The organism is Paraburkholderia sp. RL18-085-BIA-A (assembly GCF_046027075.1).
Classification (GTDB): Bacteria; Pseudomonadota; Gammaproteobacteria; order Burkholderiales; family Burkholderiaceae; genus Paraburkholderia.
This window is the reverse complement of record NZ_JARESU010000003.1, coordinates 48,929-65,894: the sequence shown is the minus strand read 5'-3', so window position 1 is coordinate 65,894 and position 16,966 is coordinate 48,929. Positions and strand designations below refer to the sequence as shown.

The window sequence follows — 16,966 nt, the reverse complement described above, 5'->3', positions numbered from 1 at the left end:
TTAGCGCTTTAGCGTGTCGATCCGGAGTTGGCGCTTTAGCGCCTACTCCGGTCCCATGCTTCAGCACTTACTCTGGTCCCATGCAAAGCTGTCGATCGTAGTTAGCGCTTTAGCGTGTCGATCCGGTGTTGGCGCTTTAGCGCCTACTCCGGTCCCATGCTTCAGCACTTACTCTGGTCCCATGCAAAGCTGTCGACCAGAGTTAGCGCTTCAGCGTGTCGATCCGGAGTTGGCGCTTTAGCGCCTACTCCGGTCCCATGCTTCAGCACTTACTACGGTCTCATCCAAAGCGGTCGATCCAGAGCCAGCGCTTTAGCGCCTACCCTGCTCTCCCCTCACTTCGAAGCCCACGACGAAAACCGCTGCTCCAGCTCATCGCCATGATCGGTCCAGAACGTCAGATTCTGCAGCACCGCGTTCTTACCATTGGCCGGCGAATTCGGCAGATCCGCGAGCGTCTTCGCATCGAGCGACTTGATCGCCACCACATTCACCGGACCATAGGCGATGTGATGCGCGTAATCCTGCTGCGGCTTCGGCGACAACGAATAAGCGATGTACTTCTCGGCGAGCGCCTTGTTCGGCGAGCCCTTCGGAATCGCCCAATAGTCGAGGTCGTAGATGCTGCCGTTCCACACCACCTTGAGGTTCTTCCCTTCCCGCTGCGCCGCATCGATCCGGCCGTTGTACGCGGTGGACATCACCACGTCGCCCGCGACGAGAAACTGCGGCGGCTGCGCGCCCGCTTCCCACCACTGGATGTTCGGCTTCAACTCGTCGAGCTTCTTGAACGCGCGGTCCTGGCCTTCCTTGGTGGCGAGCACCTTGTAGACATCCTTAGGCGGCACGCCATCAGCCATCAGCGCGAATTCGAGGTTGTAGCGCGCACCCTTGCGCATCGCGCGCTTGCCGGGGAATTTCTTCACGTCCCAGAAATCGACCCAGCCGGTCGGGGCGGTTTTCAGCTTGTCGGCGTTATACGCGAGCGCCGTCGACCACACGAAGAAACCGACGCCGCAAGTTTGCGGAGCCTCGGGAATCAGATCCGACTTCTTGCCGATCTTCGACCAGTCGAGCTTTTCGTACAGCCCTTCATCGCAGCCCCGGCCGAGATCGCCCGACTCGACTTCCACCACGTCCCAGTTCACATGCTTGGCTTCGACCATCGACTTCACTTTGGCCTGCTCGCCGTTGTATTCGACAGCCGTCACCTTATTGCCGGTTTGCGACTCGAACGGCTGGTTGAACGCGGCCTTCTGCGCATCGCCATTCGCGCCGCCGAAGTTGACGACCGTCAGTTCGGCTGCGTTGACCTGCGCGGCGCCCAGCGCGAGCGCGACAGCACCGACAGCGATGGCGCAGCGCGATTTCCCGATCTTGTTCATGGTGTGTTGCTCTCCTTTGGTGGTGTGCATCAAGCTGAGTACAGTGCGACTTGTTATGTGCTGCTGACTTGCCCTGCCTGCGTCGAACCTCGAACCGCTACGCATTCGACGCCTTCATGCTCCCGCGAACACCCGCAGATGCTCTGGCGCGAACTCCAGCGCGACCGGCGCGCCGGGCGCGAAGGTGTCGAGCATGTCGGTGCCGAGCGGCACCTTGACGAAACACTCGTCCTGCTCCCGCACACCGCAGCGCATGCGCACGTGGTCGCCGAAATAGATCAGCCCGCGCGCTTCGCCGCTGAGTGCGTTGGCGCCGGGCCGCGTCGACCCGTTCGCGAGCTTCATGCGCTCGGGCCGGATGCAGGCGATCGCCGGCGAGCCCGCCCGCGCGCCGCCGATATTGCGCCCCGTCAAACGCGTGCCGTCGCTCAGGTGAATCTCGCAATACTCGCCTTCGACATTCGCGATCGTGCCGCGCAGCTTGTTGCTGTCGCCGATGAAGTTCGCGACGAACTCGTTGCACGGTGATTCGTAGAGCCGGTCGACGGTATCGAGCTGCTGCACGATGCCTTTGTCGAACACGGCGACGCGGTCGGACATGGTGAGCGCCTCGCCCTGATCGTGCGTGACGTACACGAACGTGACGCCGAGCTTCTCGTGCAATGATTTAAGTTCGTACTGCATGTGTTCGCGCAACTGCTTGTCCAGCGCGCCGAGCGGCTCGTCCATCAGCACGAGCTTCGGTTCGAACACCAGTGCCCGCGCGAGCGCGATGCGCTGCTGCTGGCCGCCGGACAGCTGCGCCGGATAGCGCTTCGCGAAGCTCTCCATGCGCACCATTTTCAGCGCGTTGTGGGTGCGATGCGCGCGCTCTTCGGCCGAATGCTTGCGCACCGTCAACGGATACGCGACGTTCTGCTCGACCGTCAGATGCGGGAATAGCGCGTAGTTCTGAAACACCATGCCGATGTTGCGCTTGTGCGGCGGCACGGTATTGAGCAGCGTGCCGTCGAGCCAGATCTCGCCGCCAGTGGGAAATTCGAAGCCCGCCAACATCATCAGACAGGTGGTCTTGCCTGAGCCGGACGGCCCGAGCAGCGTCAGGAATTCGCCCTGATAGATATCCAGATCGAGCTGTTTGACGACCAGCGTTTCGCCGTCGTAGGTCTTGCGTACACCTCGAAAGCTGACGATCACGTCATCGGTTTTCATGCCCTCGTCTCCTGTGCGGTCCGGCAAGCCCCCCTGCACGGCAGCGGGATTGCATCCATTGCGTGGCTCACTATAGACCGTTACGGTTCTACAATATGGAACCATTTCATTATTCCGGATGGAACCACTTGGACACTGTGATCTTGTCGGACTGGCTCGCCGCGCGACTCGACCGCAGCGCCGCCGAACCGCTGTACAGGCAGACGTTGCGGGTAGTGCAGCAGGCCATCCTGACCGGCCAACTGCCGCCGGGCACCAAGCTGCCCAGTTCACGCATGCTTGCCGAGGACCTCGGCATTGCGCGCAATACGGTGCTGCACGTCTACGACCAGTTGACTGCCGAGGGTTATGTGATCTCGAACACCGGCAGCGGCACGTATGTCGCCGACACGCGGCCAGACACCGCCGCGGTGAACGCGCGCAGGAAGCCGGCGGTGGCGGGTGTCGACGCCCAAGGGCAGTTAATTGGGGAAATCCCGAAGCCGTCCAAACGCGGCCTGGACGACCTGTCCTTTCGCGGACGACGCCTGATCGATAAGGCCGGCGTGTCCGCCAAACAGTGGGGCGCGTTCATGCCGGGCGTGCCCGACGTCGCGGAATTTCCGGCGCGCACGTGGAGCCGCCTGCAAGCGCGGCTGTGGAAAGAAGCCAATCCCGATCTGCTCACCTACGCGCCCGGCGGCGGCTACCGACCCCTGCGGCGAGCGTTGTCGGACTATTTGCGGGTCGCGCGCTCGGTGAATTGCACGCCGGACCAGATCATCATCACCACGGGCATCCATCAGTCGATCGACCTCGCGGTGCGTCTGTTGACCGATGTCGGCGATCGCGCATGGGTCGAGGAGCCATGCTATTGGGGCGCACGCAGCGTGCTGCAATCGTCGGGGGTGACACTGGTGCCGGTGCCGGTCGACGACGAAGGTTTGAATCCGCGCGAGCAGGATCTGCAACAGCCGCCGCGTCTCGCGCTCGTCACGCCGTCGCATCAATATCCGCTCGGCATGGTGATGAGCCTCGCGCGCCGCCGCACGCTGCTCGAATACGCGCGTCGGCACAACGTGTGGATCATCGAGGACGACTACGACAGCGAGTTCCGCTACGGCAGCCGTCCGCTCGCGTCGCTGCAAGGACTCGACGACGCCGGCCAGGTGATCTACGTGGGCAGCCTCGGCAAGATGCTGTTTCCCGGACTGCGGATCGGCTACATGATCGCGCCGGAACATCTGGTGGATACGTTTCGCACCGGTGTCGCGGAGCTGTACCGCGAGGGGCAACTGATGCAGCAGGCGGTGATGACCGACTTCATCATGGACGGGCATCTGACATCGCACGTTCGGCGCATGCGGGCGCTATATGGAGAACGCAGGCAGATTCTGATCGACGCGATCACCGCGCGCTTCGGCAGCGAACTGCCGGTGATGGGCGACGAAGCCGGCCTGCATCTGGTGCTCGGCCTGCCGGATCACGCGAACGATCGCGCGGTGACGGCCGCCGCTTTCGATGCCGGCGTGATCGTGCGGCCGCTCGCGAGCTACTACAGCGTCGATCCGCCACCGCGGCGCGGCCTGCTGCTCGGCTATGCGTGCGTGGCGAACGACAGGATCGGCCCCGCGTTCGACACGCTCGCTCGCGTGATCGAGCAAACCGCGCTGAAGGCGCCGACGCGCGCGGCCTGAACCTTACTTCAAGCCGAAGTCCACGCGCGTGGTCGCGCCCTTGTCCTGGATGCCGTCGGCGTTCAGCTTCGGCGCGACGATGAACACGCGGCTGCTGTCGATCTTGCCGTCCAGATACTGCTGCACGCTCTGCGCGCGCTGTTGCGCAAGCGCGCGCAAGCTGGCGTCGTCGATCGGCGCGTTGGCGGCGAGCGCACTCTTCATCTCGTCGGCCGGCAAGCTCTTGGTCAGGCCGACGAAGTTGCGTGGCTTCTTGAAGTCCGCGGACTTGTAGGCCTGGGTCAGATACTTGTCGTAATCCTTGGCATCGACGGTCACGGTCGACAGATCGACGCTCTCGCCGTTGCCCACCACGGCCTTGATCTTCTGCTGCTTCACGAGCCGGTCGACATAGCCGGTGCGCAACGCCGGTTCGTCGACTGCAGGGTCGACGCGGCCGATCAGGTCCATCCGGATCGACGGCTTGTCGGCGAGTGCCTTGACGATCGTGTCGAGCTTTTTGGTGTCGGCGTCCGTGAGCTTGGCCGAGCCCGGCTCGAACTCGACATAGCCCAACTCCTCGCCGCTGCCGCCGAACGCGTGACCGATCAGCGAGAACGGCGCGGTCACCGCTTTCTGCAGCAGATTGAGCACCGCATGCCAGATCAGGCCGCCGACGCTGAACTCGGGATTCGACAGCGAACCCGACACCGGCAGATTCACGTCGATCTCGCCGCGCGAGTTCTTCAGCAGCGAGATCGCGAGACGCACCGGCAGCTTGGTCGCCGTATCGTTGTCGATGTGGTCGCCGAACGTGAGCTGGTCGATGAACAGGTGGTTGTCCGCGTTCAACTGATCGTTGTCGAGCTTGTAGTGCAGGTCGACGTTCAGCTTGCCCTTGGTGATCGGATAGCCAGCGTATTTCGACGAATACGGCGTGAGGTTGGTCAGCTCGATATCGTGTGCGCTCGCGGTCAGATCGAGTGCCGGTTTCGCGATCAGCGGATTGACAGTGCCGCGAATCGACAGCGGACCGTTGGCCGCCAGCTTCGCGGCGATGTCGACCGGCGCAGAGGCGGTCGATTGCGTGCCGAACGCGCCGACCGTGCCCTGAATGCCGACCAGGTTCGCGGTGTAGTTGGGCTTGATGAAGTTGTCCGTGTACGTGACGCGGCCCTGTTGCAGCACCAGTTGGCCGAAGTGCAGTTTGACCGGGCTTTGCGGCGGCGTGGCGGCCGTGACGGTGGCGGGCGCGGCGGGTGTCGCCGACGAAGCCTGCGCAGGCGCGGACGCAGCGGCCACCTCCGATGCCGCCGGCGGCGTCAACGGCACCGGCTCGGTGCCGCTCTTGTCGCGCGTGAGCGATTGCGCGGCGCCGCTTTCATGCGCGACCACGTCCTTCAGGTTGAGCTTGCCTTGCGCGTCGAGCAGCACGCGGCCATAGAACTTCGAGAAGGTCACGCGGCCCGCGTCTACCGCCGTGCCGTGCTCGTCGTAGTCGGCCTTCAGGTTGGACAACGCGAGCGAGCCCCAGCCCGCGAACGGGTCCGAGGTCGCCTTGTCGAGCATCCGCACGTCGACGAGCGCCATGTCACCGTGATAACTCGCCTTCAACGCGTTCGCCTGAGTCACCGCCAGATCGCCGTTCGCATTGAGCAGCGCGCTCGCGATCACCGCATTCAGCTTGCTGCCGAAGTACGGTTCGAAGGCCGCCGCGTCGAGGCGGTTCGCGTTCACCTTGACGGCCAGCTTGAGCGGCGTCGCGGTGACGTCGCCCTTCACGCCGAGCGTGCCCTTCTTGTTCAGCGTGGCTTGCAGATCGACCGGCAGCGGACGGCTCAAGTCGTCGCTGATCTGCTGCACCTTCAATTGCAGCGGCGTGATGCTCAGCTTCACCGGCTGCGGCGTGGTGTTGTCGGTGAAATTGGCGGTCGCGTCCTTCAGCGTCAACTCGCCGATCTTGTAGTGCCACGCGGGCCCTTCGGCGTGCGCCTTTTTGGCCGCGTGAATCGCGGTGCGCTGCTGCGCGGCTTCGTGCGGACCAGCGAGCGACGCGAGGTTGATGCTGCCGTCTTTCAGGCGCTGCACGTCGACCGCCAAGCCGGTCGTGGCGACGCTGGTGACATCCGCCGTGCGGGCGGTCACATCCACCTGCTTGACCACCACGCTGCCTTGCTCGAGCGAAACCACCGGCTGCTTGTCGCCGCGCGCGGCCAGCTTCAGCGACTGCAGATCCAGTTGCGTATCGGCGACCATCACGGCCACCTGCGACTTCGCCCAGTTCGCGTCGATGTTCGTCGTCACGGACAGCGCGCCGTCCGTCACTTGCGCGGCGGTCGCGGTGTCGAGATAAGGCTGCAACAGCGGCAGCTTCAACGACTTCAGATCGAGCTTCGCGCTGGCCGTCTTCGCGGCGAGACCCACCTGGCCCTCGGCGCCGAGCGAACCGCCGCCGTCCTTGAAGTCGGTGTTCAACGTGTAGTGCGCGGGCGCGGAAGAAAGCGTCGAAAAATCGTTCAGCGTCACTGCGAGTTTTTGCAGGCCGACATCGACTGGGCGCGAAGCCGCGGCGTCGTGCACGTCGACGGTGCCGTCGTCGAGCACGAAGCGTTTGATCGATAGGTCAAGAGGCGCCGGTGTTTTTTCGTTGGCGTTGGCGTTCTCCTTCGCGCCGGGTGCAGCGGCCGGTGTACTCGCCGCCTGTTTTTCCGCGGCAGCCGCCGCGCCCGCTGCGGCAGGCGCCGGCGCAAACATCCGCTCGACGCTCAGCACACCGTCCTTATCACGCGCGAGGCTGGCGCTCGGTGCGTCGATGCGAATCTCGTCGAAGTGATAAAGGCTCTTCAGCGGTTCCAGCGTCGCGGCGGCGACGTGCACCGCGCGCGCCGCGAAGAACGGCGCCTTGCCATGATCACGCACATCCACATCGTTCAGGTCGACGGTACCCGCCACGCGCAGCGTAGGCGTGTCGTTGGACATCACGAAGTTGAGCTTGAGATCGGTGGACAGCTTGCCGGACTGCACGATCACCGGCAGCTTGGCCGGCGCATACGACATCAGACGCGGCACGTCGAGCCCGTCGAAACGCAACGACACTTCCGACTCGCGCGACGCCGCAAACGGTTTGGTCCTGCCGTCGATCGCAAGCGGACTGCCGTCGACGCGCGCACGCAGCAACGGCTCGACGAAGATATCGGTTTTCGAAGGCAGCGTGGCGATGAACGGAATGCCGAGCTTCCATTGATCGATCACGTGGGTCGCGCCGAGCAGTTTGTCGTCGAACGTGATCTGGCCGTTTTCGAGGCGAATGTTCGACACGGAGAAGAGTGTTGGCTTGCTCTCGGGCTTGGCCGGCTGGCTCGCGAACTTCTCGATCAGGTCGGTGAAATTGAAGCGCTGCGCATCGTAGCGAACGATATGAAAGCGCGGCGAGTCGAGTTGCACTTCGTCGACGATCGGCGCGCCGCGAAACAGCGAGCTCCATGACGGCTTGACGATGAGCCGCGAGATGTCGACGAAATCGCCCGCTCCGCCGCGCTCGCCGATATGCACGTTATCGGCTTCGAACCTGAGCGTATAGGGATTGAGCGCAATGCGGCCGATCGTGGCGGGGCGGTCGAGTTGCTTGCTGAGCTGCTGCTCGGCGACGTGACGAATCAACGGCGGTGCCGCGAAAAAGCCCAGCAGACCGAACAGAAGGAGAAAGATCAGCAGACCTATCAGGACACGCCGGGTACGACGTGACTGCGCAACCTCGCGTACGGTCTGCATGGAAGATGCTAATGATGCTTTATTGAGGCTTGCCATGCTCGGTTTTGGGTAGTGCGGCGGCAAGCCCGCCGCGAAAACGAAAATCCCGCAAAGCGGCAGTATAAGTCGTGAACGTGGTGTGGGATAGGAATGTCAGCTGCGCTTGAGAATTCGGGCCGTGAGCTAGCGCCGCATTTCCGTCGCATTTCAATGGCATTTCCATCGCAGCGATGCGAGCGGAAATGCGACATTCGGTATGTCATGCGCGCGTGGCAGTCATCTCACTGACACGCAATGCGCCGCGCCACACATTGGTCGGCACATTTCATTGACGCACGACGGCCGGCGGCTGCCAGCTGCCATCGGTGGCTTGTGGCTTCGGTGCGTAGAGACGCAACACCAGTTGCAGATCGGTGCGCGGCGCCGGCAACCAGTTACCGTTGCGCGCGCGCGTGGACGACACGATCACGTCGAGCGAGCCGTCGTGATTGCGGTGCGCGCCATTGCGGTCGCCGACCGCGAGACGCGACGGCGCGCTCTCGCCCAATGCGCCGTCCCTGGTGTAGGCGGTGATCGACCAGAAGCCGCGCACCGGCGGCAACTGGTTCGGCGCGAAGTGGATCACGTAGCGATTGGCGCCGTTCAGCGGATGGCCGTCGCTGTCCTGCGTGACGACCGCGCGCACTTCGTCGTCCCGTGTGCCGATGCCCAGTTGCGCACTCGCGGCATACGAGCGTAGCGCGTAGTCGGGACCGTAGTTGCCCACGTCGTCGCCGAACCAGCTCCAACCATTGCCGGTCAACAAATTCGAAGGCGCGGTGGCGACGCGCTCATGACCGTCTGCGAGACCCGCCGCGATGGCAGCGGACGCGCTCGGCAGCTTCACCGGCTCGCCGGGCGTTACACCGAGGTCAGAGAGAATGGTCAGCGCATGCGGGTCGGCTGGCGTCGGCGGATTGTCAGGCAACGCGTCCGCGAGACGGCTGAAGAAGCCCTTCGCGTCGAGCGCGGCAACTTGCGCGGCCGGCGTGCGGTTGGCGCCCGTCGCGGTATCGGCGGTGTTGCCGCGCGGCAGCGCACCCTGCACCGCACCCGCGTCGCCTGCGTCGCCCGTGTAGACGCTCAGCGGCTCGACGCGAATCGCGCGCTGCAGCTTGCGAATTGCCGCGAGGTCGCGCGTGCCGTTCGACTGGATGCGCACGCTCACCCATGCATTGTGGGTCGGCACATCCACGCGCTTCACGCCTGCGGGCAGTTCGCCCTGCCAGCCAGGGCCGACGAACGCGATGGCTTGCGCCTTGATGCCCTTCGCGCCGGTCGTGAACTGCGAGCTGGTCGACCACACCACGTTGGTCCACATATCGAGCACGCGGGCATCGACATAGCGGCTGTGCGAATCCGGCAACGCGACGATCACCGGCTCGCTGCCGAGGTCGAGCCAGCCGGTCGAGTCGAGCGTGTCGATGCTCGGCTGCGGCGGATTCGCAGCGCCGATCGGCGGCAATGCCTGCGCGTGACGCAACGTGTTGAGGGGCGCCTGGCCTGGCTCGGTGCCGACCGCCGCGTCGCGCGCGACGCCCATCAGCACCAGCGGATAGCCGAATACGTAAGAATCGGCGACTTCATCCTTGATCCAGCCGGTGGTTTTTGTCGTTGCGGACGGAGTCGACGCGCAACCGGCCAGAAATGCGAGGCCTGCGAGCGACGCGCAGGTCGAGTGAATCGAAAACGGTTCTCGGCGATTTTTTATCATTCGTTCAGGTGGCGGAACGTGCGGTCCTATGGGAGACGCCGGCGCGCAGCGATGCATGCATGCGTGGTCTCCCAAAGCCCAGCGCAGCCAGTCCGCGGTTCGCGATGCCGACAACTTCGGGTTGTATCGTATCCTTGCTCACCAGGCAAGCGCAAAGGCTGCGATGACGCTTATCGCGCACACACGGAATCTATTTACGGTACGGTTAACGTTTTTAAACACATTCGTGCTGGGGCTCGCGTGACGCGGGCCAGGTTTGCGGACTCACCGACGCCGTCGCGTCCTGTTGCTCTTTGGGCCTCTCGCCCTTTCGCTTTTGGTATTCGGAGCGCGTCAATGTATATGCCCGCCCATTTCGAAGAGAACCGTCCAGAGGTTCTCCATCGCCTGATCGTCGAGCAGCCGTTCGGCGCGTTGATTACGATTGGCCCGAATGGGCTCGACGCGAATCATTTGCCATTCGACGCGGAGCTAGTCCCCGCAGGGAACGACGCGCAGTCAGACCGCGAAGGCGGCAACGCGCAGGCTGTCCCCGTAGCGGACGACGCAACGCCCCGTACCCGCTGCATCCTGCGCGCCCATGTTGCCCGCGCGAACCCGGTCTGGAAGGAAGCCGCCATGCATCCCGACGCCCTCGTGATCTTCCAGGGACCGGCCGCCTACATCTCGCCGACGTGGTACCCGAGCAAGCACGAAACACATCGGCAGGTGCCGACCTACAACTACATGGTGGTGCACGCGCACGGCCGGATCGTCGTGCGCGACGACGAGTCGTTCGTGCGCGGCCTCGTCGCGCGGCTCACCCGCAGGATGGAAGCCGGCGAGCCGGTACCGTGGAAGATGGGCGACGCGCCCGCCGATTTCATCACGCAGATGCTCGGCGCGATCGTCGGAATCGAGATCGAAGTGACGCGGCTGGTCGGCAAATGGAAGCTCGGCCAGAACAAGGACGCCGCAGACCGTCGCGGCGCGGCCGACACGCTGCTGGCGCGCCCCGGCGATCAGCAGCCGGCCGTCGGCCAGGCCATGCTGGACGCGCCGCCGGCTTTCTGAACAAACGCGTTCGCGACGCCGGGTCGGCGGCCCGCCTCGCGTGATGGATCGTCGCCGCATCGTCCGGCCTTGACCTTCCCGCGATGGGAAGGTCGATACTGGATTCACGATGCGGCCCAATGCCGCCAAGAGCCCTTATCCACCATGCCCGACCTTGCCGATCCGCAGCGCGCCGACGCCGCCGCCTCTCCCGCCCCCGCCCGACTCGCCGAACTCGAGATTGGCGGGATGACTTGCGCGTCATGCGCGCTGCGCGTTGAAAAGGCGCTGGCCAAAGTGCCGGGCGTCACGCGCGCGTCGGTGAATCTCGCCACCGAGCAGGCTCGCGTCGAAAGCGACGCTTCCGTCGAGCCCGAAACGCTCGCCGCCGCCGTGCGTAAGGCGGGCTATGAAGCCACACCATCCGCCCCCGCCGCTCTCGCCCCGGTTGAAGCGGCGCGCGCGACGGAACTGGACATCAGTGGGATGACTTGCGCGTCATGCGCGATGCGCGTCGAGAAGGCACTCGCGAAGGTGCCGGGCGTTACGCGTGCGTCGGTGAATCTCGCCACCGAGCGTGCGCGCGTCGAAAGCGAGGCCTTCGTCGAGCCCCAAGCGCTCGCGGCCGCCGTGCGCAAAGCCGGCTATGAAGCCGCGCCATCCGCCCCCGCCGATGCCGCGCCGGTTGAAGCAGCGCGCGCGACGGAACTGGCGATCGGCGGGATGACCTGCGCATCGTGCGCGCTGCGCGTCGAAAAGGCGCTCGCCAAAGTGCCGGGCGTCACGCGCGCATCGGTGAATCTGGCGACCGAAACCGCCAGCGTCGATCTGAACGACGCGACTTCCAGTCCGGATGCACTGATCGCCGCCGTCAAGAAAGCCGGCTACGACGCGACCTTGATCGCGCCGCCAGAGACTGCGGCACCCGCCGACGCAGCCGCCCACGCCACCACCGCGACCACCCCGAGCACCGCGGACCGCAAACGCAACGAGTCGCGCCGCGAACTGGCGGCCGTACTCGTCTGCGCGGCGCTGACTCTGCCGCTCGTCGCGCCGATGGTCGGCGAATGGTTCGGCATGCACGCGATGCTGCCGCCGTCGCTGCAATTCGCGCTCGCGTCGATCGTGCAGTTCGTGTTCGGCGCGCGCTTCTATCGCGCGGCTTACCGCGCCGTGCGGGCCGGCGCGGGCAACATGGACCTGCTGGTGGCGCTTGGCACGTCGGCGGCTTATGGGATCAGCATCTACGAACTCGCGATGCATCCGGGCGACACGATGCATCTGTACTTCGAAGCGTCGGCGGTCGTGATTACGCTGGTGCGCTTCGGCAAGTGGCTCGAAGCGCGCGCCAAGCGCCAGACTACGGACGCGATCCGCGCGCTCAACGCACTGCGCCCCGAGCGCGCGCGCATTCGCGTCGACGGCGGCGGCGAGCGCGAGGTACCGCTCGCGCAAGTGCGGGTCGGCACCGTTGTGATCGTGCGTCCGGGCGAACGCGTGCCGGTCGACGGCGCGGTGCTCGAAGGCCGCACGCATATCGACGAATCGCTGATCACCGGTGAAAGCCTGCCGGTGCCAAAACAACCCGCCGATGCGGTCACTGCCGGCTCGATCAACGGTGAAGGGGCGATTGCCGTGACGACCACCGCGATCGGCGCCGAAACGACGCTTGCGCGGATCATCCGGCTCGTCGAAAGCGCGCAGGCGGAGAAGGCGCCGATCCAGCGGCTGGTCGACCGGGTCAGCGAAATCTTCGTACCGGCAATTCTGGCGATCGCCGCGCTGACGCTGATCGGCTGGCTGATCGCGGGAGCGGGCGGCGAGACCGCGATCCTGAACGCGGTTGCCGTGCTGGTGATCGCCTGCCCGTGCGCGCTCGGGCTGGCGACCCCGGCGGCGATCATGGCCGGCACCGGCGTCGCCGCACGGCACGGCGTGCTGATCAAGGACGCTGAGGCGCTGGAGACCGCGCATCGGGTGGCGATCGTCGCGTTCGACAAGACCGGTACGCTCACGCTCGGCCAGCCGTCGGTGACTGCGTTCGAGCCGGTCGGCGGGATGGACCGCGACGACGCGCTGTCGCTGGCCGCCGCGGTGCAGCGGCACAGCGATCATCCGCTGGCGCGCGCGGTGGTGAACGCGTATGAAGCGGCGCAGCCGGTTGCGGCAAGCGAGGTGACGGCGGCGGCGGCAACATCGCACGCATCGCTGACAGCGGAGACCGCCGCGGCTGCCACCGACGTGTCGCCAACATATGATAGCGTCGCGACCGCATCCATTCACGTAGACGCTCCGCAAGCCACGGCCGCGCGCGCGGTCGCCGGGCGTGGTGTCGAAGCGGACGTCGCAGGCCGCACGCTTGCGCTCGGCAGCACGCGTTGGCTCAACGAACTCGGCATCGATCTGCCGTCCGCGTTCGCCGCGCGCGCTCACGAACTCGAAGCCGCGGGCAACACCGTCTCGTGGCTGATGCAGCGCGATCCGCAAGCATCGCGGGCGCTCGCACTAATAGCTTTCGGCGACACCGTCAAACCTACCGCACGCGCGGCCGTCGAGCGGTTGGCGCGGATGGGCATCCAGAGCGTGCTCATTACCGGCGACAACCGCGGCAGCGCGGCGAGCGTCGCGAAGGCGCTCGGCATCGACGAATTCCACGCCGAAGTGCTGCCCGACGACAAGGCCCGCGTGATCCGCGATCTGAAAATCCGCCGCGCCGGCATCGTCGCGATGGCGGGCGACGGCATCAATGACGCCCCCGCGCTCGCCGCCGCCGACATCGGCATCGCGATGGCGACCGGCACCGACGTCGCGATGCATGCAGCCGGCATCACGCTGATGCGCGGCGATCCGGCGCTCGTGGCCGACGCCATCGACATCTCGCGCAAGACCTGGCGCAAGATCCAGCAAAACCTGTTCTGGGCGTTCGTCTACAACCTGATCGGCATCCCGCTGGCCGCCTTCGGTTTGCTGAATCCGATGATCGCGGGTGCGGCGATGGCGTTTTCGAGCGTCAGCGTAGTGACCAATGCACTGCTGCTGCGCACGTGGAGTGGCGCGTCGGGGCGCTCGGAGCGTTAAGAGCGCCTCGGGCATCAAGAGGCCCGAGCGTTAAACAAGTCCGCATCGCGCCGACGGCAACCGTCGAAAGCGCCGCATCCAATTACGAACCGCTTTCAGCGCCCCTAAAGCTGAGAGCCGCCGCAGCCGTAAACCAGACATCGAAGCCGGCCATCCCTACGAATGGTCCGCGCATTCGCCTGTCCCCTCTACTCTGCGACTGCCCATGGATTTTCTCTTTTCACGCCGCGCCAGCGTCGGCGCCCGGCTGGCCGTTCTCTCGTGCGTGCTGGTGGCGTTACTGTTCGCCGCCTTCACGTGGGCGCTCACGCGCGCGGCCGGCGTGCAGGTCCGCGATCAGGTGCGCGAACGCATGGAAGAGAAAGACCGCTCGATCGCCGCGATGATCACGCTGTTCGACAAGGCGCTGTCGGCTGAAGTCGACCGCTCGATGTCGCTGTTCGCGAGCTTCCTGCCCGCCGATTACTCGCTCGACGACACGCAGAAAGTCGACATCGGCGGCATTGCGACGCCGACCATCAAGGCCGGCGACAAAGTCCTGAACCTGGACTTCACGATCCCCGACCAGTTTCTCGCACGCAGCGGCGCGGTCGCCACCGTGTTCGCGCGCAGCGGCGACGACTTCGTGCGCGTGACAACCTCGCTGAAGAAACAGGACGGCTCCCGCGCGATCGGCACGCTGCTCGACCGCAAGGGGCCGGCTTATGCACCGCTGCTCGCGAACCGGTCCTATACGGGACTGGCCGCGCTGTTCGGCAAACGCTTGATCACGCAGTACCGGCCGATCACCGACGCGAGCGGCCGCGTGATCGGCGCGCTGTTCGTCGGCGTGAACGTGGACCAGGAGGTCCAATCGGTCGAGGACGGCATCCGCAATCTGAAGATCGGCGCGAGCGGTTATTACTTCGTGCTCGATGCGTCGATGGGCGCGGATCGCGGCAAGCTGATCGTGCATCCGGCCGCCGCCGGCCAGAAGGCGGACGACGCCAATGCGCCTTACCAGCAAATGCTCGACATGAAGCAAGGTCAGCTCGACTACCGCTCTGCCGACGCGACGCTCGGCGAACACGATGCGCGCGACAAATTCGTGTCCTTCATCACGGTGCCGGAATGGCAATGGCTGGTGGGCGGCGTCGCGCCGCGCGACGAAGTGATGGCCGAGGTCGTCGCGAGCCGCAATCGATTCCTGCTGATCGGCTTCGCGCTGGTCGGCGTATTCGCGATCGTGTTCCTGATCGCGGTGCGGCGTCTCGTGAGCCGCCCGCTCGACGAAGCGGCACGCGCCTCCGAGCGTTTCGCGTCGGGCGACTTGAGCGTGCGCGTGGCGAAGCACGGCAACGCGCGCGCCGACGAAATCGGCCGCCTGATGCAATCGATCGATGGTATCGGCGAAGGCCTCGCGCGCATCGTTTCGCAGGTGCGTAACGCATCGGCGGATATGTCGGAGGGCACCGAGAAGATCGCCGCCGGCAGCGGCAATATCGCCGCGCGGATCGCCACCCAGGCAAGCAGCCTCGAAGAAACGGCGGCCAGCATGGAACAGATCACATCGACCGTGCAGCAGAACGCCGATCACGCGACCCAAGCCAACACGCTCGTCACGCACGCCGCCGATGCCGCGCTCGAAGGCGGCCGCGCGGTCGAACGCGTGGTGTCGACGATGGGCGAGATCAGCCGCTCGTCGCAGAAGATCGCCGAGATCACCACGGTGATCGAAGGCATCGCGTTTCAGACCAACATCCTCGCGCTGAACGCCGCCGTCGAAGCCGCGCGCGCGGGCGAGCACGGCAAGGGCTTCGCGGTGGTGGCGTCGGAAGTGCGCGCGCTCGCGCAACGCAGCGCGGCCGCGGTGAAGGAGATCGAGAGTCTGATCGCGACTTCCACGGCCACCGTCGAAAGCGGTTTCCGGATCGCCGAGCAAGCCAGTTCGACGATGCAGGGCATCGTGACCCAGGTCGGCCAGGTCCGCGCAATCATGAGCGAGATCAACGTGGCGTCGCGCGAACAATCGGGCGGCATCGAGCAGGTCAATCAGGCCGTCACGCAGATCGGCGAGGCCACCCAGCAGAATGCGACGATCGTCGGCGAAGCGGAACTCGCGGCGGCCGAGTTGCGCGAGCAGGCTGCGCGGTTGGCGCAGGTGGTCAGCGTGTTCAAGCTTGAGAGCGGCCGCGAGTGAGTTGCGGGTTCAAGCTTCACTAGCGTGAAGCGTGGCGCGGGGGGCGTTCCCGCGCCGGCCACGACACCGTCATCGCATCATTGCAGTCATCACGGGTTCACACAGCCTCAGCGCGCCCGGGAAAAACCCGTCAAAACTCGACGTCCAGCTCGTCGATCTCTTCCACCTCCTGCTGTGCGTCCGCGATCCACTGCTGCATTTCCGGGAGCGCCATGATCCGCTGTCCGTACTCGACGATTTCCGGATCGAGCTTCACGTCATAGGTCACGAAACGCGTCACCACTGGCGCATACATCGCATCCGCCGCAGTGCGCTCGCCGAACAGAAACGGCCCGCCATACTGCTTCAGGCATTCGCCCCAGATCGTCACGATCCGGTCGATATCCGATTGCGCCCGCGCCCACACCTTGAAGCCCGGAAAATGCGCCTTGAGGTTCATCGGCAACGCCGAGCGCAGTGAGCTGAAACCCGAGTGCATCTCGCCGCAAATCGAGCGGCAGTGCGCGCGCGCGCGAATGTCTTTCGGCAAAAGCGCGGCTTGCGGCCTCACTTCGTTCAGATACTCGGCGATCGCCAGCGTGTCCCAGATCTTGATGCCGTCATGGACGAGGCATGGCACCAGAATTGACGGCGACAGCAGCAGAAGTTCGGCGCGCGCCGCGGGGTCGTCGATCGGCATCACGATCTCGTCGAACGGCAAGCCGCTGAATTTGGTCAGCAGCCAGCCGCGCAGCGACCACGACGAATAATTCTTGCTGCTGATAGTGAGCGTTGTATTCGCCATACGTTTCTCCTCCACATGGGGCGTTCGACCGCCACCTGCCGAATGGTGTGCACGCCGCCGTGCGCGCACGCACCAAAGCGCGGCAACTTCTGCCCGTTGCGTCGATGCGCGCAAATGCCATGCCAATGCGCGGCCACG

At 65.2% G+C, this 16,966-nt stretch carries 9 protein-coding genes; 4 read left to right on the top strand and 5 right to left on the bottom strand.

Features of this window, described 5'->3' with window-relative positions; all coding sequences use genetic code 11:
• Positions 1–335: 335 nt before the first annotated feature.
• Both P0D89_RS02810 and P0D89_RS02805 read right to left on the bottom strand, forming a co-directional pair.
• A complete protein-coding gene (locus tag P0D89_RS02810) occupies positions 336–1,385 on the bottom strand; it encodes an ABC transporter substrate-binding protein (RefSeq protein ID WP_408360524.1) in 1,050 nt (349 codons plus the stop codon).
• Positions 1,386–1,499: 114 nt separating this feature from the next.
• A complete protein-coding gene (locus P0D89_RS02805; protein ID WP_408360522.1) occupies positions 1,500–2,597 on the bottom strand; it encodes an ABC transporter ATP-binding protein in 1,098 nt (365 codons plus the stop codon).
• A gap of 128 nt (positions 2,598–2,725) precedes the next feature.
• Here P0D89_RS02805 and pdxR point away from each other — a divergent pair, with 128 nt between their 5' ends.
• On the top strand, positions 2,726–4,273 hold the full coding sequence (gene pdxR, locus P0D89_RS02800; RefSeq protein WP_408360520.1) for a MocR-like pyridoxine biosynthesis transcription factor PdxR: 1,548 nt from the start codon (positions 2,726–2,728) through the stop codon (positions 4,271–4,273).
• Between the two features lie 3 nt (positions 4,274–4,276).
• Here the strand turns inward: pdxR and P0D89_RS02795 are convergent, their stop codons facing one another.
• Together P0D89_RS02795 and P0D89_RS02790 are read right to left on the bottom strand one after the other, a co-directional pair.
• Positions 4,277–8,059, bottom strand: coding sequence for a DUF748 domain-containing protein (locus P0D89_RS02795; protein WP_408360518.1), 3,783 nt, complete (start codon positions 8,057–8,059; stop codon positions 4,277–4,279).
• A 268-nt stretch (positions 8,060–8,327) separates the two neighbouring features.
• Entirely contained in the window at positions 8,328–9,755 is a 1,428-nt protein-coding gene (locus P0D89_RS02790) for a DUF1254 domain-containing protein (RefSeq protein WP_408360516.1), read from the bottom strand.
• A 336-nt stretch (positions 9,756–10,091) separates the two neighbouring features.
• Between P0D89_RS02790 and P0D89_RS02785 the strand changes: the two genes are divergently transcribed.
• From P0D89_RS02785 to P0D89_RS02775, 3 genes are all read left to right on the top strand, one after another.
• Positions 10,092–10,808, top strand: a complete 717-nt coding sequence (locus tag P0D89_RS02785) for an FMN-binding negative transcriptional regulator (RefSeq protein ID WP_408360514.1) — start codon at positions 10,092–10,094, stop codon at positions 10,806–10,808.
• 144 nt (positions 10,809–10,952) lie between these two features.
• Positions 10,953–13,865: a heavy metal translocating P-type ATPase gene (locus tag P0D89_RS02780; protein ID WP_408360512.1), complete on the top strand. Its 2,913-nt coding sequence runs from the start codon at positions 10,953–10,955 to the stop codon at positions 13,863–13,865.
• Between the two features lie 205 nt (positions 13,866–14,070).
• A complete protein-coding gene (locus P0D89_RS02775; protein ID WP_408360510.1) occupies positions 14,071–16,044 on the top strand; it encodes a methyl-accepting chemotaxis protein in 1,974 nt (657 codons plus the stop codon).
• A gap of 130 nt (positions 16,045–16,174) precedes the next feature.
• On the opposite strand, the gene P0D89_RS02770 is transcribed toward P0D89_RS02775, so the two are convergent.
• Positions 16,175–16,828, bottom strand: coding sequence for a glutathione S-transferase family protein (locus tag P0D89_RS02770; protein WP_408360508.1), 654 nt, complete (start codon positions 16,826–16,828; stop codon positions 16,175–16,177).
• Positions 16,829–16,966 lie beyond the last annotated feature (138 nt).

Bases quoted from the DNA above. Each gene is read 5' to 3' on its own strand.
- P0D89_RS02790 (WP_408360516.1), bottom strand. From the start codon at position 9,755: ATGATAAAAAATCGCCGAGAACCGTTTTCGATTCACTCGACCTGCGCG.
- P0D89_RS02795 (WP_408360518.1), bottom strand. From the start codon at position 8,059: ATGGCAAGCCTCAATAAAGCATCATTAGCATCTTCCATGCAGACCGTA.
- P0D89_RS02805 (WP_408360522.1), bottom strand. From the start codon at position 2,597: ATGAAAACCGATGACGTGATCGTCAGCTTTCGAGGTGTACGCAAGACC.
- P0D89_RS02785 (WP_408360514.1), top strand. From the start codon at position 10,092: ATGTATATGCCCGCCCATTTCGAAGAGAACCGTCCAGAGGTTCTCCAT.
- P0D89_RS02775 (WP_408360510.1), top strand. From the start codon at position 14,071: ATGGATTTTCTCTTTTCACGCCGCGCCAGCGTCGGCGCCCGGCTGGCC.
- P0D89_RS02780 (WP_408360512.1), top strand. From the start codon at position 10,953: ATGCCCGACCTTGCCGATCCGCAGCGCGCCGACGCCGCCGCCTCTCCC.
- P0D89_RS02810 (WP_408360524.1), bottom strand. From the start codon at position 1,385: ATGAACAAGATCGGGAAATCGCGCTGCGCCATCGCTGTCGGTGCTGTC.
- P0D89_RS02770 (WP_408360508.1), bottom strand. From the start codon at position 16,828: ATGGCGAATACAACGCTCACTATCAGCAGCAAGAATTATTCGTCGTGG.